Origin of the sequence: Pseudomonas sp. B21128, from assembly GCF_044218865.1 — a bacterium.
GTDB lineage: Bacteria > Pseudomonadota > Gammaproteobacteria > Pseudomonadales > Pseudomonadaceae > Aquipseudomonas > Aquipseudomonas iridis.
In genome coordinates, this window is the sequence record NZ_CP162590.1 from 1,048,095 (window position 1) to 1,068,902 (window position 20,808).

12 protein-coding genes, 3 rRNA genes and 2 pseudogenes are annotated in these 20,808 nt (G+C 58.0%); 10 read left to right on the top strand and 7 right to left on the bottom strand.

All coding sequences use genetic code 11. The features are described from left to right. Positions 1 to 116 precede the first annotated feature (116 nt). Positions 117 to 455 (top strand): tryptophan synthase subunit beta, encoded by a 339-nt coding sequence (locus AB4P91_RS04480; protein ID WP_150593768.1) that lies wholly within the window; start codon positions 117 to 119, stop codon positions 453 to 455. 98 nt (positions 456 to 553) lie between these two features. Here the strand turns inward: AB4P91_RS04480 and lapD are convergent, their stop codons facing one another. Together lapD and lapG are read right to left on the bottom strand one after the other, a co-directional pair. Then, positions 554 to 2,500, bottom strand: coding sequence for a cyclic di-GMP receptor LapD (lapD, locus tag AB4P91_RS04485; protein WP_150596734.1), 1,947 nt, complete (start codon positions 2,498 to 2,500; stop codon positions 554 to 556). A gap of 14 nt (positions 2,501 to 2,514) precedes the next feature. Beyond that, complete coding sequence (gene lapG / locus AB4P91_RS04490; protein ID WP_395604396.1) at positions 2,515 to 3,207, bottom strand: cysteine protease LapG; 693 nt, start codon at positions 3,205 to 3,207, stop codon at positions 2,515 to 2,517. Positions 3,208 to 3,404: 197 nt separating this feature from the next. On the opposite strand from lapG, the gene AB4P91_RS04495 reads away from it, so the two are divergent. The 5 genes from AB4P91_RS04495 to AB4P91_RS04515 all read left to right on the top strand — a co-directional run bounded on the left by AB4P91_RS04495 (position 3,405) and on the right by AB4P91_RS04515 (position 10,481). Next, complete coding sequence (locus AB4P91_RS04495; RefSeq protein WP_150596732.1) at positions 3,405 to 4,115, top strand: GntR family transcriptional regulator; 711 nt, start codon at positions 3,405 to 3,407, stop codon at positions 4,113 to 4,115. A gap of 767 nt (positions 4,116 to 4,882) precedes the next feature. Beyond that, positions 4,883 to 5,659 carry a DUF3050 domain-containing protein gene (locus tag AB4P91_RS04500; protein WP_150593764.1) on the top strand — a complete coding sequence of 259 codons (777 nt, stop codon included), beginning with the start codon at positions 4,883 to 4,885 and terminating at the stop codon, positions 5,657 to 5,659. Next, complete coding sequence (locus tag AB4P91_RS04505; RefSeq protein ID WP_150593763.1) at positions 5,656 to 6,585, top strand: diiron oxygenase; 930 nt, start codon at positions 5,656 to 5,658, stop codon at positions 6,583 to 6,585. Before AB4P91_RS04500 ends, AB4P91_RS04505 begins: the two co-directional genes overlap by 4 nt. 10 nt (positions 6,586 to 6,595) lie before the next feature. After that, positions 6,596 to 9,991: an amino acid adenylation domain-containing protein gene (locus AB4P91_RS04510; RefSeq protein WP_395604397.1), complete on the top strand. Its 3,396-nt coding sequence runs from the start codon at positions 6,596 to 6,598 to the stop codon at positions 9,989 to 9,991. Between the two features lie 22 nt (positions 9,992 to 10,013). Continuing rightward, positions 10,014 to 10,481, top strand: coding sequence for an SRPBCC family protein (locus tag AB4P91_RS04515; RefSeq protein ID WP_150593761.1), 468 nt, complete (start codon positions 10,014 to 10,016; stop codon positions 10,479 to 10,481). Positions 10,482 to 10,616: 135 nt separating this feature from the next. Here the strand turns inward: AB4P91_RS04515 and AB4P91_RS04520 are convergent, their stop codons facing one another. Then, entirely contained in the window at positions 10,617 to 11,402 is a 786-nt protein-coding gene (locus AB4P91_RS04520) for a methyl-accepting chemotaxis protein (protein ID WP_371857642.1), read from the bottom strand. A gap of 117 nt (positions 11,403 to 11,519) precedes the next feature. Further along, a pseudogene (locus AB4P91_RS04525) lies at positions 11,520 to 12,497 on the bottom strand (cache domain-containing protein); the annotation flags it as partial. A 328-nt stretch (positions 12,498 to 12,825) separates the two neighbouring features. Between AB4P91_RS04525 and AB4P91_RS04530 the strand changes: the two are divergent. The 4 genes and pseudogenes from AB4P91_RS04530 to AB4P91_RS04545 all read left to right on the top strand — a co-directional run. Continuing rightward, positions 12,826 to 13,326, top strand: coding sequence for a sigma-70 family RNA polymerase sigma factor (locus tag AB4P91_RS04530; RefSeq protein WP_150596728.1), 501 nt, complete (start codon positions 12,826 to 12,828; stop codon positions 13,324 to 13,326). Next, positions 13,326 to 14,327 carry a FecR domain-containing protein gene (locus AB4P91_RS04535; RefSeq protein ID WP_395604398.1) on the top strand — a complete coding sequence of 334 codons (1,002 nt, stop codon included), beginning with the start codon at positions 13,326 to 13,328 and terminating at the stop codon, positions 14,325 to 14,327. The genes AB4P91_RS04530 and AB4P91_RS04535 overlap by 1 nt, the downstream gene beginning before the upstream one ends. Positions 14,328 to 14,413: 86 nt before the next feature. Beyond that, a complete protein-coding gene (locus AB4P91_RS04540) occupies positions 14,414 to 16,918 on the top strand; it encodes a TonB-dependent siderophore receptor (RefSeq protein WP_395604399.1) in 2,505 nt (834 codons plus the stop codon). Positions 16,919 to 17,068: 150 nt separating this feature from the next. After that, positions 17,069 to 17,323, top strand: a pseudogene (locus tag AB4P91_RS04545) (PepSY domain-containing protein); the annotation flags it as partial. Between the two features lie 65 nt (positions 17,324 to 17,388). On the opposite strand, the gene rrf (AB4P91_RS04550) reads toward AB4P91_RS04545, so the two are convergent. From rrf (AB4P91_RS04550) to AB4P91_RS04560, 3 genes are all read right to left on the bottom strand, one after another. Then, positions 17,389 to 17,504 (bottom strand): 5S ribosomal RNA (gene rrf, locus AB4P91_RS04550). Positions 17,505 to 17,609: 105 nt separating this feature from the next. Continuing rightward, positions 17,610 to 17,725, bottom strand: a 5S ribosomal RNA gene (rrf, locus tag AB4P91_RS04555). Positions 17,726 to 17,876: 151 nt separating this feature from the next. Continuing rightward, positions 17,877 to 20,770, bottom strand: a 23S ribosomal RNA gene (locus tag AB4P91_RS04560). Between the last annotated feature and the right edge of the window lie 38 nt (positions 20,771 to 20,808).

Genomic DNA, 20,808 nt, shown 5'->3' on the forward strand with positions numbered 1-20,808 from the left:
GCCGTCACGTTTGTGATGTGCGCGGCGGTGACGATTGGGTCGCCGCACCGCATACTGGCGCGCAGTTGGCTATGCTGCTGACAGCATGACGCTGGTTCATATCTGAGGGATGCCCAATGTTTTACGTGCAACGCGATGCGCAAGGTGAGTTGATTCGCGTGGAAGCTGCGGCTTACGCCGAGGCCACGGAAACGCTGCCGGCCGACCACCATGAAATCCAGGCCTGGTACGCCAACGAAGCCGTGGAAAACAGCCTCAAACAGCTCAAGCAGAGCGACTTTGAGATGATTCGGGTACTCGACGACCTGATTCAGGTGCTGACCAGCAAGGGTGTGATCCGCGTCACTGACCTGCCGGAAGCGGCCCAGGCCAAGCTGATGGACCGGACTCAGGCGCGTCAGGCATTGGGCGGGTTAAGTCAGTTGATTGATGAGGATGAGGGCGGGTTGATTTAGAAACAAAAGATCGCAGCCTTCGGCAGCGCCTACAGGGAACGCATTCCAATGTAGGCGCTGCCGAAGGCTGCGATCTTTTCGCTTTCAGATCTTGAGATTTACTTCCAGGGCTTGGGCTCACCCAACAACTGCCCCTGAACCCCATACAAGCCCATCTCGCGAATCACCGACAACTCCCCTTCCGTCTCGACCCGTTCGGCAATCAGCGGCAGATCAATGCTGTGTGCCGCGCGCTGAATGGCTTCGATAAACAGACGCTTGTCGCTCTCCTGATCAATCGCCCGAATGTAGCTGCCATCGATCTTCAAATACGCCAGCCCTAGCCGTGCCAGGTTGCCGATCATGCTGAAGCGTCCGCCGAAACGTTGCAGGCTCAGGGAGAAACCCAGTTCACGCAGACGTCGGGTCAATTGCTCCAGCACCGCTTGTTCCGGCAATTGCTCCTCGCCGATCTCAAGGGTCAGGCGTGGGCCTAAGTTGGAATGCGCCCGCAAAATCTCGAAGATTTTGTTCAATGCCTGTGGATCCGCCAACGTTGCCGAAGACAGGTTCAGCGCCAGCGAATCCTCATGTTCTTTCATCTGCTCCAGCACACGCTCGAGCATCAGGCGATCGAGCCGCGCGGTCCAGCCGAAGCGCTCCAGCCACGGCAAGAAGCGGCCGGCCGGAACGGTCTGGCCGTGCTCGTCGAGCAAGCGCGACAGCACTTTGTAATGCAGCACCAGTTGCGTGTCCTGCGTGGCCACCACTGGCTGGAAATACAACTCGAAGCGCTGCTGACTCAGAGCCTGGTCAAGCAAGCGATGCCAGGCATGGTGATCGTCGCCAACATCGGCGTTCAGGCTCTGATCGATACACGCCCAGTTCTGCTCGCCCTGCCCTTCGGCCTGGGCCAAGGCCTGATCGCCGAGGCTGAGCACCGCTTGTGGTGAATCGCCGTGTGCAAACGGTGCAAGACCGATCGACGCTACCGCCGCCACGTCAGTTGCGCCGGTGGCGTGCAGGCTGCTCAGGGCGCTGTCGAGGTTCTGCGCCAGTTGCAGCGCCTCTTCACGCACCAAGCCCGGCGCCAGCACGGCAAACTCACCGCCACGAATACGCGTGACGAGGTTCTGGGTTTCCGGGTATTTGGCGCATTCGCGCGACAGTTGCTCGCCGACCGCTTTCAACAATTCATCGGTACGCTGACCACCCAGGCGCTGGTTCAATCCGGCCAGATCCTGGACCCGTAACAGCAGCAGATAACCGGAGCTGGCCTGTTCAGGGTTGCTCACGCGATTGTTCAGTTGCATCTCGAAATAACGCCGGTTCGCCAGCCCCGTGAGGTTGTCCTGATAGGACTCGGCGCGCAGTTTTTCGCTGCGCTCGGCCTGCTCCTGAAACAGCGCCTTGAGCTTCTCGACCATCTGGTTCATCGCCTGCACCACACGGCGCAGTTCAGGGGTGCGCGGCAGGTCCGGCAGGCTGAGGAATTCACGCCGGGCGATGGCGTGAGACTGTTTGACCATGTAATCCAGCGGCTTCAACTGGCGACGCAGGAGCAGCGCGCCGAGCACCGCACTCACGGCGCCGCACACCAGCAGCCAACCGAGGCTACCCAACGCGCTCTGCCACAGTTTGGCCACGGCAAACATCGGATGGCTGACCACCTCGACCCGCGCGGCCTGTTCCCAGCCGCGACTGACCAATGCATCGCCGCCGGCCGGCTCCAGACCGATCAGTTTGACGAACCAGTCCGGCACGTTACTCACCGTGGGGGCGCCGTTGCGCTCGACGATGGTCTGGTCGGTCTTCACATCGACCACACGGATACTCGCGTAGTAGCCGCTGTCGAAAATCGAGCTGACCAGCAACTCAACCATCGCCGGGTCGTCGATATTCGGCGTCAGCGACAACGCCAACGCGGTGGCGGCGTCCTGAGCGTGAGAGCGCAACTGGTTGACGTACTGAGTACGCGAGCTCTCCAGACTGACCATGAAGCTGCCGGTGAAGGCGACCACCAGGAACAGACAGATAGCGAGCAACAGCTGTTTGAACAAAGACATCTGAGCGCGTGCTCCTAGTTAATCGTTTCGATCGCGAAACCTTCGGCCTGCATTTTCTTCAGCACATCCTGCCAGCGCGACAGGCGCTTGGTGTCGCCGACCTTTTTGTTGCCCTTGGCGCCCGGCAAATACAAACCTTCAGCATTGAAAGAGTAGACCGGCAGCAAATCGGTTCGCTGGGAGGCAGGCTGAATCGGATCGATCAGGCTGTCGAGCACCAGCGGCATGGCATCGGGAGTGGCATAGTACGTCAGCACCATGTGCGCGCGGTTCTGGCGCAGTGCCTTGACGTAAGTGATGCGCAGCTTGTCACTGGACACCCCGAGATGACGCAGGCTGAAATACTTGGCGATCGCATAGTCTTCGCAGTCACCGGCGCCCTTCCACAGTGCTTCGATGGGGGTTTCCCAGTAGTCGACCTCATGCCACAGATCAATGTCTTCGACATAGCGCACCTGTTTGTTGAAGAACAGGTTCACCACTTTGAGTTTTTCCATTTCGCCGACCTGTTTCTGCGTGGCCAACAGATTTTGCCAGGCATCGATCCGCTGCTGTCCGGCGCCCAGCGGTCCGTAGATCGCCGTGGCCTTGCGGCTGATCACGGAAAAATCCCAATCGGCATGCAGACCGCCCAGCATGACGCCGGCCAGCAACAGTGCGCAGCCTAGCCAGCGCATCATCCGAGGGATCGCGAAACGTACCGCCACAGCAGGTTTCCAGGGGGCAGGAAGGAAAGCGTTTGATGGTGAAGCTTAGCCCGTTAAAAAACAATGGCACCATGAGATCATCGTGACCGCGCTAAACTGTATTGCAGGCGTTGATGCTCTCCACGGTTTGACAAGCTGTAGAGCAATCACTAGTGTCTTTTGGATCCAAATTCAGTCGACATACAGGGTGCGTAGTCGTGACACAGAAGCCCAAACCGCTGCAGAGCATTAAAGTCGATGGGCCCATTCCCGCGCACTTGGCTCGCTCGATCATTGAAGAAACCTTACGAGCGGCCATCCTTGATGGACGATTGCCCTGCGGGACCGCCCTGCGCCAGCAGGATCTGGCCGATCTGTTCGGGGTCAGCCGCATGCCCGTGCGCGAAGCCTTGCGTCAGCTCGAGGCGCAGGCGCTGCTGAGTGTGACCGCACACAAAGGCGCAGTGGTTGCGCCGCTGATTCAGGGTGATGCCACGCAGACCTACGAGCTGCGGATTCTGCTTGAGTCCGAAGCCATGCGCCAATCCATTCCGCTGCTGACCGCTGCCGATCACGAGCAGGCAGCCAGGTATATCGACGAGCTCGAGGCTCAACACGATTACACGGAGATCGGCCGGCTCAACCGTTTGTTGCACATGGCGATGTACAGCAAGGCACCCAACCGGCGGCTATTGCGACTGGTCGAAGACGGGCTCAATGAAGAAGAGCGCTTCCTGCGCTTCAACCTCGAGGCCATGGGCCTGGGCAAGCTGTCTCAGGACGACCACCGCGCCATGCTGCAAGCGGTGATGGAGCGTGATGTCGAACGTTCGGTGGCGCTGCTTGAGCAGCATCTCAACCGCGGCGTTGAAGTCATCAACCGCTATCTCGCCAGCCCTGAGGCGCAACACCGCAAAGCCGCACGATGAATCTTCACGCCGGGCCGGAACCAATGCTTCTGCCCGGCGAATAACCCGCTTACAAATCCCCCGCCCTCCGGGCACGAATCCACTGGCATATCCCCTCTTGCGCTCTAACCTCCTGCGCCAAACACGCCCGAAATCTGTACGCCTCGCGGTGACGAATCGGTAATAGCCGTGGCGGACAGTTACCCTCAGTCATGAACGGCCAACACAATAAAGAACGGGTGACGCACCGCACTGAAGGTGCAGTCCCCGCAACAGGAACCTACGGAAGGAGCCTTGTCACGGGAAAAGGAAAGAATCGGCGCCGTTCCAGGCCACCTTTCATCCCCCTTAAATAACTTCAATTTTTTAATTTAAAAGTTGCTTCGAGTGAGGCATTCACTCTGTTTATTCGATTTTGGTCTTTATTGATCGAAAGGAGCAACTTCGCCTGAATAAAACTTACTCAAAGAGTTTTATCGGACAATTTCATACCTGAAAAATGACAACTAAAAATAATTGGAAAATATACTTGTTAAGTTGTTTTCCGATGTATTAGTTTTTCCCCGCCGAGCTTGAGATCTCTTCTCCTGGCGAACCCAGACCCACAGCGGGACGATCAAAGGGCGATACCCCGCCTGACTAGCGTGCTGTACGCCTATACGCTTAGTACAACTGCATTAACTTGCATGTGGTCACTGCTCGCCCGAAAAAAGAATAACGAGTCGACGTTTCATTGATTTCGCAGTTGCAACGTATTGTCCATTTCATATCAAGGATAGAGCCCCGTCATGTCTAATACAAAGCACCAACTTGCCCTGAAAAAAGCCGAGCTCAGCGCTCACCCGATTTTTGCCGAAATTGGTTCAATGACTGTTTTGCGACGGTTCATGGAAAGCCACGTGTTTGCCGTGTGGGATTTCATGTCACTGACCAAACGCCTGCAACAGGAACTGACCTGCACCCGTTTGCCCTGGCTGCCGCCGCGTGATCCGCATGCTGCGCGCCTGATCAACGAGATTGTCCTTGGAGAGGAGTCCGACGACCGCCTGAGCCACGGTCATTACAGCCATTTCGAGTTGTATCTGGATGCCATGCGCGAAGTCGGCGCCAGCACCTCGGCGGCGGAGCGCTTCGTCACGCTGCAAAAGGAAGGCGTGAGTTATGACGTGGCGCTGCAAAGTGTCGACGTCGATCCGGCCGCTGCTCAATTCGTCCGTGACACCTTGCGCACCGCCCTGCATGCGCCGGGGCACAGCGTGGCCGCCGCGTTCCTTCATGGCCGCGAAAGTGTGATCCCGACCATGTTCCAGCGCATCCTCGACGACTGGGGCATCGGCATCGAGCAGGCGCCGACCTTTCGCTATTACCTGGAGCGACACATCGAGGTCGACTCCGAGGATCACGGCCCGGCGGCAGAGCAGTTGCTCGAGCGCCTGGTCGATGGCGATCCGCAACGCGAGGCCGAGGTATACGCCAGCGCCATCGCCGCCGTCGAAAGCCGCATCGCCCTGTGGGACGGTCTGCGCGTGAGCATGCGCGAGCCGTTGGTGGAGGTTGCCCAATGAACGCCGCCGACTATCAGTCCTTTGCCGATGTCTGGGAAAGCCGCGCCACCATCCGCACGCGCCCGCGCCGCGTTCTGGAAAACGACGAGCGTCTGATCTATCCGCTCAGTCGTCAACCCCTGGTGCTCAGCGAAACCTTCCTGCGTGAATGCCCGCAGCAACGTGATTTCGCCTTGGTGCAGACGCTGTACAAGTTCATCAACGACGTGGTGATTTTCGAGACCGAAATCGTCGACAAGACCGCGCGCAGCATTGCCAAGAACCGCTTCGCCGTAGCGTTTCCGTTCGCCTGTCGTTACGACGCGATGACCGTTGTGGTCGACGAGGATTACCACGCGCTGGTGGCGATGGATTTCATGCAGCAGACGGTCGCCATGACCGGCATTGAGCCGATCCGCTTGCCGGATCAAATCGAACTTAGCCGGGCGATTCCCGCCGCTGTCGCGCTGGCGCCGGAACATCTGCGCAGCGCTGTGGAACTGATCTGCGTGGCCATCGCCGAGAACACCGTGACCGGCGACGTGGCGGCGTTCGCCCGCGACGACACGGTCAAGCCGTCGATCAAAGGCCTGATGGCCGACCACTTGCTCGACGAGGGTCGCCATTCCAGTTTCTGGGCGCGGATGGTGCGCATTTATTGGCACACCGCGAGCGAGGCCGATCGAGAAGCCATCGCGAAGATCCTGCCGGTGTTCATCGGCCATTACCTGACCAACGACATCCAGAAATCCTTCGATTTACGCCTGATCGATGCCCTGCAGGTCAGCGAAGTCACGCGACTTTCGCTCAAGGAAGAGATGACCGGCCTGGCCTTCCCGATCAATCGTCATCACCCGCTGGTGGGCAACATCATCAAGTTTTTCCACAACAGCTCGCTGCTCGACACACCGTGCGTGCAGCACGCCCTGCGCGACTATCTGGTTTGAGGAGGCCGACATGAAACGTCTCGATATTTTATTGATTGGCGCCAGCCAGGCAATGACCGACCTGGCGCAGGAACTAGAACAGCAGGGCCACTCACTGGATCGCAGCGGCGCAGCGAAATCGACAGTGGATTTGATCATTGACGATGGCTTCATCGCGGCTGGCGACTTCTGCGCGATCCCACACCTGCATCTGCGCTTAGGGGTCGGTGGGCATAGCAATGCAGGACTGCCATCGATCGACCTGCTGTGCTTTCTCGGCTCGACATTGATCAGCCGCGTGCCGATTGGCGATGAGCCTTCCGGCAACGGGCAGGCATTGCGCCAAAGGGTGCTGATGCACGTGGTGGACGAAGTGTCGTTGCTGGTCAGCCGCTACTCCCGCGACCCGGAATACTTGCGGTATGCCGCAGCGGTGACGGCGCCGGATTTCGAGCGGCTGGAAAACCTGCAGTTTCTCGACAGCCTTGCCTACGTCCATCGCCTTAACGCCACAGTGAACGCCGCGCTGCTGGAACAGGCGCAGATTCCGCTGATCGAGCGTCTGCAACAGAGCCTGATTCGCCACGCCGATCGGCCGGCGCTGCACCTCGCTGAGCAGTCGATCAGCTATCGACAGTTGCATGCGCATAGCCAGGCGATCCAACAGCGTTTGCAGCCCCTGCTCGACCCGCATCCGCAGCCTTGGGTAGTAGGCATTTGTCTGCCGAAAAGCCCCGCGCTGTTCGCCTCGATTCTGGCGATTCTCGGCAGTGGGGCGGTGTACTTGCCGCTGGAACCCAGCCATCCGTTGCAGCGCCAGCAATACATTCTGCAAAACGCTGGGGCGCTGCTGTTGCTGCATGACGGTTTGCACCCGCTGAGCGAATCGATGCCGGGGCTGGATGTCAGCCACATCGACTGCGCCGACGCAGACCTCGCGCAACCGTTGATGCGCCAGCGCCCCGACCTCGACGCGCCGTGCATGGCGCTCTACACCTCGGGCACCACAGGGCATCCGAAGGGTGTGTTGCTCAGTCAGGCAAACCTTGCGCACTTCACTGCGTGGTACGCCGACTACACACAACTCAACACCAGGAGCCGGGTACTGCAGTTCTCTTCATTGAGTTTCGACTCGTCGCTGATCGACATTTTCCCGACCTTGCTAGAAGGCGCCGAACTGGTGGTGCCCGACGACACGCAACGGCGCGACCCACTGCAACTGGTCGCATTGATCCGCCGCCGACAACTGACACACGCGTTCCTGCCACCGGCGCTGTTGAGCATCCTGCCGCTGGAACAACTGCAAGGCGTGCAACAGGTAATGACCGGCGGCGATGTCTGCGAGCCGTTCGTCATCGAGCAACTGACCCGCCAAGGCAAACTGCACAACTTCTACGGCCCCACTGAAGCCACGGTTTTGATCACCGCGCGGCAGCTCGAACCGGGTGACAGCAATCGTACGCTCGGTGCGCCGATCGCCAACAGCCAGGTGCTGATTCTCGATGACGACCTGCAACCGGTGGCCGAGCAAACCGTCGGCGAGTTGTTCATCGTCGGGCCCGGTGTCTGCCTCGGTTATCTCAACAATCCACAGCAGACCGCCGAGCGCTATCTGACCCTCGACCTGCCGGGCGGCGAGCCACTGCGCGCCTATCGCAGTGGCGACATGGCCAAGTGGGGCGAGCACGGCATCGAGCTGTGCGGGCGACGCGACAATCAGGTGAAGATCCGTGGCTTTCGGGTCGAGCCGGAAGAGATAGAACGCTGCCTGCGCGAGAGCCAGTTGTACCGACAGGTGGCGGTGGTGATCGACAGTCAGCGACGGATTCTGGCGTTTCTCGCCCAGCCGCAAACGGACGCCGCCCGCGACGCATTGAAAGCCCACGCCCAGCAGTTTTTACCCGACTACATGCAACCGGTGGCGTGGACTGAGCTGCCGAGCATGCCGTTCGCCAGCAATGGCAAGGTCGACCGAAAAGCATTGCTGGGGTTACCGGTGAGCGTGCAGGACAACGGCCCGAAATGCCTGCCGGCCAATGAAGACGAGGCGTTGCTGCTGGAGATCTGGGCGGAGTTGCTGGAGCTGCCGACCCGCGATATTTCCACTGACGAGAGCTTCTTCAATCTCGGCGGTCACTCGATTCTGCTGTCGCGCATGTTGCTGCGCTTGCGTGAGGAATTCGGTCGCAGCATCTCGATCAATCGCTTCATCGAACAGCCGACCATCATCAAACTCGCCACGCTGGTGCGCGGCACCGATGACAGCGCCGTACTCAGCGCCCAAGCCATGGCCGACGCCGAGCGTGCGCTGGACATCGAACCGCTGCCAATCAGCCGCATGGGCGATGTGCACAAGGTGATCGTCACCGGCGCCAACAGTTTTGTCGGCGTGCACATCGTCGAGGCGCTGCTCGGTTGGGGCGCCAGTGAAGTGGCGTGCCTGGTGCGCGACGGGGGCGGGCATACAGCGGCGCAGCGCTTCGCTCAGGCACTGCGCGAAAACCGGCTGGAACACCTGAATCTGAGTCGGGTGCGAGTGTACGCGGCAGACATCACGCGTCCGCAGCTCGGGCTGGAGGACGACGACTATCAACGGCTGGACCGAGAGTTCGGTGCGCTGGTGCACAACGCAGCGAACGTCAATCACGTCCTCGATTACGAGTCGCTGGCAGCGGACAACGTCGAGCCGATTTTCGAGCTGCTGCGCCTGTGCGAAGGGCGCAGCAAAAAGGTCTTCAATTTTGTCTCGACACTGTCGGCTTCAAGCACGGTGGACGACGCGGGGCGGGTGCTGGAATTGCCTGCCGCGCCGACGCCACCGATCTACATCCGCAATGGCTATAACCTGTCGAAATGGGTCGGCGAACGCATCCTCGAACGGGCGCGGACGCTTGGTGTACGGGTCAATCTGTATCGCCCCGGCAACATCAGTTTCAACAGCCTGAGCGGCGTCTGCCAGCCGCATAAAAACCGCTTGATGCTGATGCTCAAAGGCTCGATTCAGCTCGGCCAGGTGCCGGCATTCGCCCTGAACTTCGACCTGATGCCGGTGGACTTTCTCGCCCGCTTCATCGCCTTTCACGCCAGCCGTTACTCGGCGGAACGGGCGGTGTTCAACCTGCACAACCCCGAGCCTCTGAGCTGGGACGCCTACGTCGCCTCGTTCCGCGATACCGGCAGCGAGTTCTCGCTGGTCAGCGTCGCCGACTGGCAACAACAACTGGGACGGGTCGACGCCGACAACGCGCTGTTCGGCGTGCTCGGTTTCTACCTCAACGGCTTTGAAGAAGACATCGGCGACATCTCTCTGATCGGCCACGCCAACGCGCAAGCCGGCGTGCAGCAGATGGGCGCGCACTACCCGGAAAAATCCCCGGCGCTGCTGCGCCGCGGCTGCGATTACCTGAAAGAAATCAATTTCATCTAGTTCATCAAAAAGGAGCAACACCATGAACACTCTGCAACCCGACACCCTGATCAAGAACCCGCACGGGTGCCACGTGATGTCTTCAGTTGAAGTACCAGCAGACGCGACGCAGGTCTGGGCGGTGGTCGGCGACTTCGGCGGTTTCGACCGTTTCATTCCGGCGCTGTCGCACATCGAAATGACCGGCGAGGGCGTGTCCTCGCTGCGCAAGAAATTTTTCAAGGATGGCAACGTTGTGGTCGAGCAACTCAACTCCCGCGACGAGCAGGCGCAAAGCATGACCTGGACGACGATCTACAACACCCTGGGCGTGGCCCATCTGTGGGCGGCGATGAAGGTTGAATCGTTGGGCGAAGGGCAGTCGCGGGCGACCTGGACGATCATTGCCGAGCCGGCCAGTGGAGGGGCGGAGGCGTTGCCGGGGTTCAAGGATTTTGTGCAGGGGTTTGCGGATGATGCGATGGGGAATGTGTTGAAGCTGTTTGTTTAGGGCTTAAGTTGAGCGGTGGGTGAACTACCGCCATCGCTGGCAAGCCAGCTCCCACAGGGTCCAGGTCGTTCACACATGTTGTGTTCGCCAAAAAACCTGTGGGAGCGGGCTTGCCCGCGATGAACGGTAACGCGGTCAGATCTTGAAGCTGTCCACCAACTGCTTCAGGCGATTGGCCTGTTGCGACAACGCATCACAATCCTTCAACGTCTCGTTGAGGTTGGCCACGCTCTGCTGGTTCAACAGGTTGATCTGGTTAACGTCGACGTTGAGGGTTTCTACCACCGCCGTCTGTTCTTCAGTCGCGGCAGCTACCGACTGGTTCATGCCATCGATTTCGCCGATGCGCTGGGTCACGCTGACCAGGCGCAAACCGGCCTGGTTGGCCACTTCAACGCTCTGCTCGCTGGACGCCTGACTGGCGTTCATGGTGCTCACCGCCTCACGCGAACCGACCTGCAACGACGTGATCATCTTGTGAATCTCTTCCGCCGATTCCTGGGTACGGTGGGCGAGGTTACGCACTTCGTCCGCCACTACCGCAAAACCGCGTCCGGCTTCACCGGCACGTGCTGCTTCAATCGCGGCGTTGAGCGCCAGCAGATTGGTCTGCTGCGAAATGCCTTTGATCACATCGAGGATGTGGCCGATGTTGTCGGTGCTGGCGTTCAGCGTTTCGATCTGCGTGCACGACAGGCTGATCTTCTGCGACAACTCGGTCATCGCCAGAATGGTTTGCTCCACCACTTGGCGACCGTCATCAGCCTGCTCGCTCGCGCCGCTGGCGTGCTGCGAAGCATCGGCAGCGTTGCGGGCGATTTCCTGAGTGGCGGCACCCAGTTCGTTGATCGCGGCGGCGACGCTGTTGGTGCGCGCACTTTGCTCGTCCGAACCGACGATGGAAGCGTTGGACGAGGCCATCACGCGTTGCGACAGATCATGCACCTGGCGGGTCGCCGAAGACACTTCGGAAATCGACGCATGAATCCGCTCGACAAACTGGTTGAACGAGCTGCCCAGTTCACCGAATTCGTCTTTGCTCTCGACCGCCAGACGACGCGTCAGATCGCCTTCGCCCTGTGCAATGTCCTGCATCGCGCGGCCCATGGTGATCAGCGGACGCATCAGCACGGTGATCAAAAGGCTCAGGAACACGGCAATTGCCCCCACCGCCACGAACATGGCGATCAGCGCCGAAGTACGGAACTGGCTGAGTGCGGCGTAGGCCTTGTCGCGATCGATCGACAGACCGATGTACCACTCGGCATTGGGCAACCCACTGACCGGGGTAAACGACAGGATGCGTTCCTGACCGTTGAGCACGACGTTCTGGTTGCCCTTCTCGATGCGGACGCTGGAGTTCGGGTAGATGTCCTTCAGGTTCTTCATCACCTGATCTTTGTCCGGGCTGACGATCACTTGGCCGTCACCGCTGACCAGGAACGCATGGCCGATGCCACCGAAGTCCACCGAGTTGATGATCTTCACCAGGGTTTCCAGGCTCAGGTCACCGCCAACCACGCCAATCAGCTCGCCGTTCTTCTTCACCGGCATGGCAATGGTCACCACCAGACCGCCGACGGCGGCCATGTACGGCGGCGTCAGCATGGTTTTGTCGGCTACCACTGCTTGCTTGTACCAAGGGCGCTGACGCGGGTCGTAACCGTCCGGCATCTTCGCGTCTGGGCGTTGGGTGAAGACACCGTTGGCCTGGCCAACGTAGGTGAACTGGAAGTTCGAGGTGAAGGCTGGTTGATCGACCAGGCCCGGGAAGTCGGCTTCCTTGCCCTGATGGGCGACGTTCTGCGCAAGGTTTTCCAGCACCAGGATCCGCCCGCTCATCCAGTTCTGCACGCTGCTGGCGGTCAGATCGCCGGCCTGCTGCACCGAGGACTGGAGGTTCTGGCGAATGGTGTTTCGCTGCAGATAGTCGTTGTAGAGGGTGAATAAAGCGAAAGCCAGGACCACGACGCCCGAGGCGGCCAACAGGATTTTATGGCTGAACTTGAGATTCATTTCATGGGACTTCTTATGCAAAAGTGGGTATGCGTTCGGGGATGCAACATTCCATGTAGCTCCAAATATCCAATAGCTGGCAGGCAGCGTTCTGATGGCCGCTCTACTTTGGTGCACGCATGTCTCACCAGTCTGTCGGCACGTTTCGGAGAAATCTTAGGGTTGTGTGGGAAATGGATGGGATTAATGTCGGATTCCCGCCGAACGGCGTGCCAGAGCGGTCACCACCGTGTTTTTTTGAACGTTCTTCGAGGGGAGGTTGCAAAATTTCCTACCCTTGATAAAAATGCGACTAATTATCATTTGTGTCGTTCGAACTGGCGCGTTCATGTCCTCACCTGAGTTTGCAGTACAGGCGCTTTACAGTAGTCATCACGGCTGGCTGAATGCGTGGCTGCGCGCGCGGCTCGGCAACGCGGCCGATGCGGCGGATCTGGCGCAAGATACTTTTGTGCGCTTGCTGCAACGCACTGAACGTGTCGAACTCAAGGCCCCTCGCGCCTTCCTGCGTACCATCGCGCGCGGACTGGTGATCGACCACTGGCGCCGTGAAGAGATCGAACGTGCGTATCTGGAAACCATCGCCCATCTGCCCGAGGCCGAAACGCCGAGCGCCGAAGCCCGCGCGCTGGTGATCGAACTGCTGGAAAGCATCGCGCGCATGCTTGAAGGACTGAAGCCAAAAGTGCGTCAGGCGTTTCTTCTGGCGCAGTGCGAAGGTTTGACGCACAAGCAGATCGCCGAACAGATGGGATTGTCGCTGCGTTCGGTCGAGCGCTACGTTGCCGATGCGCTCTATCACTGCTATGTGCTGCGGTACGAGAGCTGATGCCTGTGGACAAGGTATCCCTCACCCGCCGCGCCGAGCCCCGGCAACAGGTGGTCAAACAGGCCATTCACTGGCTGCTGCGTCTGCGCAACAACCACGGTAATTCACGCTTGAGTCGCCAGTGCGAACAATGGCGCGCCGAGCATCATGAACATGAACTGGCGTGGCAACGGGTGCAATCGCTGCAAGCCGAATTGAGCCACAACCTGCGCGCGGTACCGGGTGCGCAAGTGGCGTTGAATACGTTGGAAAACAGTGCGCAGGGCTTGGGCCGGCGCCAGGCGTTGAAGCTGTTGTCTGGCGCATTGTTGCTGGGCTCCGCTACCTGGCTGGCCAAAGACGCCTCGCTCTGGCCGCAATGGAGCGCCGATTACGCCACCGCGACGGGCGAGCGGCGTGGATTCCAGTTGCCAGACGGCACGCGGATCGAACTCAACACCGCCAGTGCGGTGGATCTGGATTACACCGCGCAGCAAAGGCTGATCAAACTCACTCGCGGCGAAATTATCGTCACCTGCGGCGGCGCGGATGAGGGTTCACCCTTTGAACGGCCGCTGCGTGTGCAAAGTCGTCATGGCGTTTACGAGCCGCAGGGCGCGCGGTTCGTTTTGCGCCAGGACAGCGATTGCACGCGACTGAGCGTCACCAGTGGGCGTGTTGCCATTAACGCTGGCGGCACCTGGATCGAGGCGCTCGCCGGGCAGAGTTATCTGATCGATCACCATCACGTGCGCGCGGCGCCACCGCTGAATCTGGATGTCGGCGCGTGGGCCGACGGTTTGATCGTCACGCGCAATATGCGTCTGGGCGATTTCCTCACTGAGGTCGGTCGTTATCGTCAGGGGTTTCTGAGTTGCGCGTCGGATGTGGCTGATTTGCGTCTGTCCGGCGTATTCCGTCTGGAGGACACCGACAAATTACTAGCCATCCTGCCGCGGACGTTGCCGGTGCAACTGCGCTATCGCACTCGCTGGTGGGTAACCCTGGAAGCTGCAGTCTGAAATTTTTTTGGCGGGTTTTCGCAGCAAGTCCGGCTTAGTCAGTAAGCACTTCAACTCAGCCTTGCGACTTCCTACGGAAACCTGAAATGACTGTCCGTACTACCTGTAAGAATCCTCTGAATTCCACTGCCGAATCGGGCCTGCTGCGCCACGCCGTTCGGGCAGCATTGTTCTCCACTGCGTTGGGCGTTGGTGCGTTACCGAGCCTGAGCCTGGCGGCCACTGCCAGTGCCAATGAGGTCAGCCATCGCTACAACATCGCCGCCGGGCCGTTGGGTGACGCGCTGAATCAGTTCGCACGCCAGGCCGGCATCACGTTGTCGATGACCCCACAGCAGACTCAAGGACGGCAATCCCCTGGGGTACAGGGCGAATATTCGACCGATCAGGCCTTGAGCCATTTGCTCGGCGGTTCGGGGCTCAAAGCGGTCAGTCAGGATGGCAGCAGCTATGTTCTGCGTTCGGTCGCAGAAACCGCAGCGCTGGCCTTGCCGACCACGGACATCAAAGGCTTCGCGCTTGGCAATGCGCTGGGCAGCATGGACGGCTACAACGCCACTCACAGCCAGATCGCCACCAAGACCAGCACCGCGTTGCGTGAAACGTCGCAAAGCGTGTCTGTGGTCACCCGTGAGCAAATGGATGACCAGGGCGCACAAACGGTTTCACAAACGATGCGCTACACACCGGGCGTGCTGACCAATCCGTATGGCGCCACGCACCGTTACGACTACGTGGCGATGCGCGGTTTCAACGACGGCTCGGTGGATAACATCTACCTCGACGGCCTCAAGTCGATGGGCGACAGCGGCACCTACAGCACCATGCAGGTCGATCCCTATTTCCTTGAACGCGTGGATATTCTCAAAGGCCCGTCGTCGGTGCTCTACGGCCGCAGCTCGCCGGGTGGCCTGGTCGCACTGACCAGCAAAAAGCCGTTGTACGAGGCGTACCACCAAGTGCAAGGCACGGTCGGCACGCAAGGCCAGCGCGGTGTCGGTTTTGACTTCAGCGGCCCGGTCGATGACGACAAGCGCATCGCCTATCGTCTGACGGGTTTGTCGGATCAGTCCGACACGCAATTCGACCACAACAAGGAAAAGCGCTTCGCCCTCGCGCCGACCCTCAGCATTGATTTCACTGAAGACACTTCACTGACGCTACAGGCGTATCTGCAACACGATCCGGATGGCGGCTACCACGGTGGCGTACCCGCCGACGGTACGATTCATCAGCGTAATGGTCAGCGGATCTCGCCGCACTTCTTCGAAGGCGAGCCGAGCATTGACGGCTATTCCCGTGATCAGCAATCGTTCGGTTATCAGTTTGAGCATCGCTTCAACGATGTCTTCACGGCTCGGCAGAACTTCCGTTACCTCGATTCCAAAGTGAACATGGATCAGGTCTATGCCTATGGCTGGACGTCGCCGACCAGCAACGAGTTGAACCGCTACTACACGGGCGGTGACGAGCGCCTGCATGCCTTTATCGTGGACAACATGCTGCAGGCCGAATTTTTTACCGGCGCGACCAAGCACACAGTGCTAATGGGGGCGGATTATCAGCGGCGCAAAACCGTGGTCGACTGGACCAGCGGCGGCCTCGCACCGATCAACGCGTTCTATCCGGTGTATGGCAACTCGGCGATCGACCTGTACGGCAAGACCAGTTACCTGCGTCGCCTGGAGCAAACCGGCGTTTACCTGCAAGACCTGATCGAGATGGACAAATGGCGCTTCTCGCTGGGTCTGCGTCAGGACTGGGTTGAGACCTCTGACGAAAACCGCATCGCCGAGGCGGGGCGCCCCGCGGGCACCGAAATCAAAGACCAGCGTACCAAGCTGACTGGCCGCGCCGGTGCGCTGTACCTGTTCGATAACGGGTTGGCGCCTTACATCAGCTACTCCGAGTCGTTTAACCCGAATTCCTATGCCGACAGCGCGGGCAATCCGTTAGCCCCGACTGATGGCACGCAGTGGGAAGTAGGCCTGAAGTATCAGCCGCCGGGCACTGACGACCTGTTCACCGCGTCGCTGTTCCACATTGATCAGGAAAACCTGGCGACCAAACTGCCGCAGGAAAACTTCTACCGCGCTGTAGGAGCTGTCCGCTCTCAGGGTCTGGAACTGGAAGCGCACATGCAACTGACCGATCACCTGAAAGTCCTCGGCAGTTACACCTTCACTGATATCGAGTATTCGAAGTCGATGGTCAGCACGCTGAGCACCCCTACCGACGTGATCGAAAACAAAGGCAATTCACCGACCCAAGCGCCTCGGCACATGGCGTCGTTGTGGGCTGACTATAAATTCGACAGTGCGGCACTCGATGGTCTGCGCTTGGGCGGCGGCATGCGTTATGTCGGCTACAGCTGGGCGGACGCGGAGAACACCATGAAGGTCCCGTCCTACACGCTGTTCGACGCGTCGATTGGCTACGACCTGGGCAAAGTCGGCTTGAGGGGCGTTGACGTACGCCTGAACGCGAACAACCTGACAAACGAGTCCTACCTGGCTTCCTGTGCCAGTCTGAACTTCTGCTACATGGGAGAAGAGCGCAACGTTGCAGCCACGGTCAGCTATCAGTTCTAAGCCATTGCCTTGTGCATAAAAAACCAGCCCCGGATGTTCAGGGGGCTGGCTTTGTCGTATCTGTGGGGAAACATTTCATGCGCGCTGCCCCGCCACCGGCGATTGCTGCTGATGGGGTCGGTTGCCGTTGCTTGGGTGATCGATTGTTTCTGGCTGTTCTTTCACGGTACGGATGGGCGATTGCTAGGGCAGGAAATCGCAAGACAGGGGACGTTGGGAGAACAGTTTTATCGGTTGCAGTTACCGATACAGGGTGGACGGATCATCGGGTTTACTGGCCAAGTGATGATCGCGGTATCAGGTGTTTTGATTGCGGATTCATCGGCAACTGGTGTCTACATCTGGTGGGGCAAGTGGCAGGCTCGACGTATCAGCAAGGCTCGCAAAAGCAGTTTGATGGTTTGATTTTTATAAGCTCAGAAACAACAAAACCCCTGTCTGCGTTAGCAGACAGGGGTTTCGGAATTTAATCTTGACGATGACCTACTCTCACATGGGGAAACCCCACACTACCATCGGCGATGCATCGTTTCACTACTGAGTTCGGGATGGGATCAGGTGGTTCCAACGCTCTATGGTCGTCAAGAAATTCTATAACTGGCCCGTCAACACGATGACGAGACAGCAAAAACGGGTACTTCTACTAAAACAAAACCCCAACTGCTTTCGCAATTGGGGTTTCGGAATTTAATCTTGACGATGACCTACTCTCACATGGGGAAACCCCACACTACCATCGGCGATGCATCGTTTCACTGCTGAGTTCGGGATGGGATCAGGTGGTTCCAACGCTCTATGGTCGTCAAGAAATTCGGGTACTGAGTCGCGACCAAGTGGTCTCGCTTCAGCAAATTGGGTATGTGACAGCTTTCGGTGTTTTGTGAACATCGAACTTTCGGTTCGTTTCGTCTTCACACACCGCAATCTGGCCTTTCGACGCAAATTGCTTGGGTGTTATATGGTCAAGCCTCACGGGCAATTAGTATTGGTTAGCTCAACGCCTCACAGCGCTTACACACCCAACCTATCAACGTCGTAGTCTTCGACGGCCCTTCAGGGAACTCAAGGTTCCAGTGAGATCTCATCTTGAGGCAAGTTTCCCGCTTAGATGCTTTCAGCGGTTATCTTTCCCGAACATAGCTACCCGGCAATGCCACTGGCGTGACAACCGGAACACCAGAGGTTCGTCCACTCCGGTCCTCTCGTACTAGGAGCAGCCCCTCTCAAATCTCAAACGTCCACGGCAGATAGGGACCGAACTGTCTCACGACGTTCTAAACCCAGCTCGCGTACCACTTTAAATGGCGAACAGCCATACCCTTGGGACCGGCTTCAGCCCCAGGATGTGATGAGCCGACATCGAGGTGCCAAACACCGCCGTCGATATGAACTCTTGGGCGGTATCAGCCTGTTATCCCCGGAGTACCTTTTATCCGTTGAGCGATGGCCCTTCCATACAGAACCACCGGATCACTAAGACCTACTTTCGTACCTGCTCGACGTGTCTGTCTCGCAGTCAAGCGCGCTTTTGCCTTTATACTCTACGACCGATTTCCGACCGGTCTGAGCGCACCTTCGTACTCCTCCGTTACTCTTTAGGAGGAGACCGCCCCAGTCAAACTACCCACCATACACTGTCCTCGATCCGGATAACGGACCTGAGTTAGAACCTCAAAGTTGCCAGGGTGGTATTTCAAGGTTGGCTCCACGCGAACTGGCGTCCACGCTTCAAAGCCTCCCACCTATCCTACACAAGCAAATTCAAAGTCCAGTGCAAAGCTATAGTAAAGGTTCACGGGGTCTTTCCGTCTAGCCGCGGATACACTGCATCTTCACAGCGATTTCAATTTCACTGAGTCTCGGGTGGAGACAGCGCCGCCATCGTTACGCCATTCGTGCAGGTCGGAACTTACCCGACAAGGAATTTCGCTACCTTAGGACCGTTATAGTTACGGCCGCCGTTTACCGGGGCTTCGATCAAGAGCTTCGCGTTAGCTAACCCCATCAATTAACCTTCCGGCACCGGGCAGGCGTCACACCCTATACGTCCACTTTCGTGTTTGCAGAGTGCTGTGTTTTTAATAAACAGTCGCAGCGGCCTGGTATCTTCGACCGGCATGAGCTTACGGAGCAAGTCCTTCACCCTCACCGGCGCACCTTCTCCCGAAGTTACGGTGCCATTTTGCCTAGTTCCTTCACCCGAGTTCTCTCAAGCGCCTTGGTATTCTCTACCCAACCACCTGTGTCGGTTTGGGGTACGGTTCCTGGTTACCTGAAGCTTAGAAGCTTTTCTTGGAAGCATGGCATCAACCACTTCGTCATCTAAAAGATAACTCGTCATCAGCTCTCGGCCTTAGAATCCCGGATTTACCTAAGATTCCAGCCTACCACCTTAAACTTGGACAACCAACGCCAAGCTGGCCTAGCCTTCTCCGTCCCTCCATCGCAATAACCAGAAGTACAGGAATATTAACCTGTTTTCCATCGACTACGCTTTTCAGCCTCGCCTTAGGGACCGACTAACCCTGCGTCGATTAACGTTGCGCAGGAAACCTTGGTCTTTCGGCGTGGGTGTTTTTCACACCCATTGTCGTTACTCATGTCAGCATTCGCACTTCTGATACCTCCAGCAAGCTTCTCAACTCACCTTCACAGGCTTACAGAACGCTCCTCTACCGCATCATCCTAAGATGATACCCGTAGCTTCGGTGTATGGTTTGAGCCCCGTTACATCTTCCGCGCAGGCCGACTCGACTAGTGAGCTATTACGCTTTCTTTAAAGGGTGGCTGCTTCTAAGCCAACCTCCTAGCTGTCTAAGCCTTCCCACATCGTTTCCCACTTAACCATAACTTTGGGACCTTAGCTGACGGTCTGGGTTGTTTCCCTTTTCACGACGGACGTTAGCACCCGCCGTGTGTCTCCCATGCTCGGCACTTGTAGGTATTCGGAGTTTGCATCGGTTTGGTAAGTCGGGATGACCCCCTAGCCGAAACAGTGCTCTACCCCCTACAGTGATACATGAGGCGCTACCTAAATAGCTTTCGAGGAGAACCAGCTATCTCCGAGCTTGATTAGCCTTTCACTCCGATCCACAGGTCATCCGCTAACTTTTCAACGGTAGTCGGTTCGGTCCTCCAGTTAGTGTTACCCAACCTTCAACCTGCCCATGGATAGATCGCCCGGTTTCGGGTCTATTCCCAGCGACTAGACGCCCTATTAAGACTCGCTTTCGCTACGCCTCCCCTATTCGGTTAAGCTCGCCACTGAAAATAAGTCGCTGACCCATTATACAAAAGGTACGCAGTCACAGAACAAAGTCTGCTCCCACTGCTTGTACGCATACGGTTTCAGGATCTATTTCACTCCCCTCTCCGGGGTTCTTTTCGCCTTTCCCTCACGGTACTAGTTCACTATCGGTCAGTCAGTAGTATTTAGCCTTGGAGGATGGTCCCCCCATATTCAGACAAAGTTTCTCGTGCTCCGTCCTACTCGATTTCATGACTAAGAGATTTTCGCGTACAGGGCTATCACCCACTATGGCCGCACTTTCCAGAGCGTTCCGCTAATCTCAAAGCCACTTAAGGGCTAGTCCCCGTTCGCTCGCCACTACTAAGGGAATCTCGGTTGATTTCTTTTCCTCAGGGTACTTAGATGTTTCAGTTCCCCTGGTTCGCCTCTTGCACCTATGTATTCAGTACAAGATAACCATCTTATGATGGCTGGGTTCCCCCATTCAGACATCTCCGGATCAAAGTCTGTTTGCCGACTCCCCGAAGCTTTTCGCAGGCTACCACGTCTTTCATCGCCTCTGACTGCCAAGGCATCCACCGTATGCGCTTCTTCACTTGACCATATAACCCCAAGCAATTTGGTTATACTGTGAAGACGA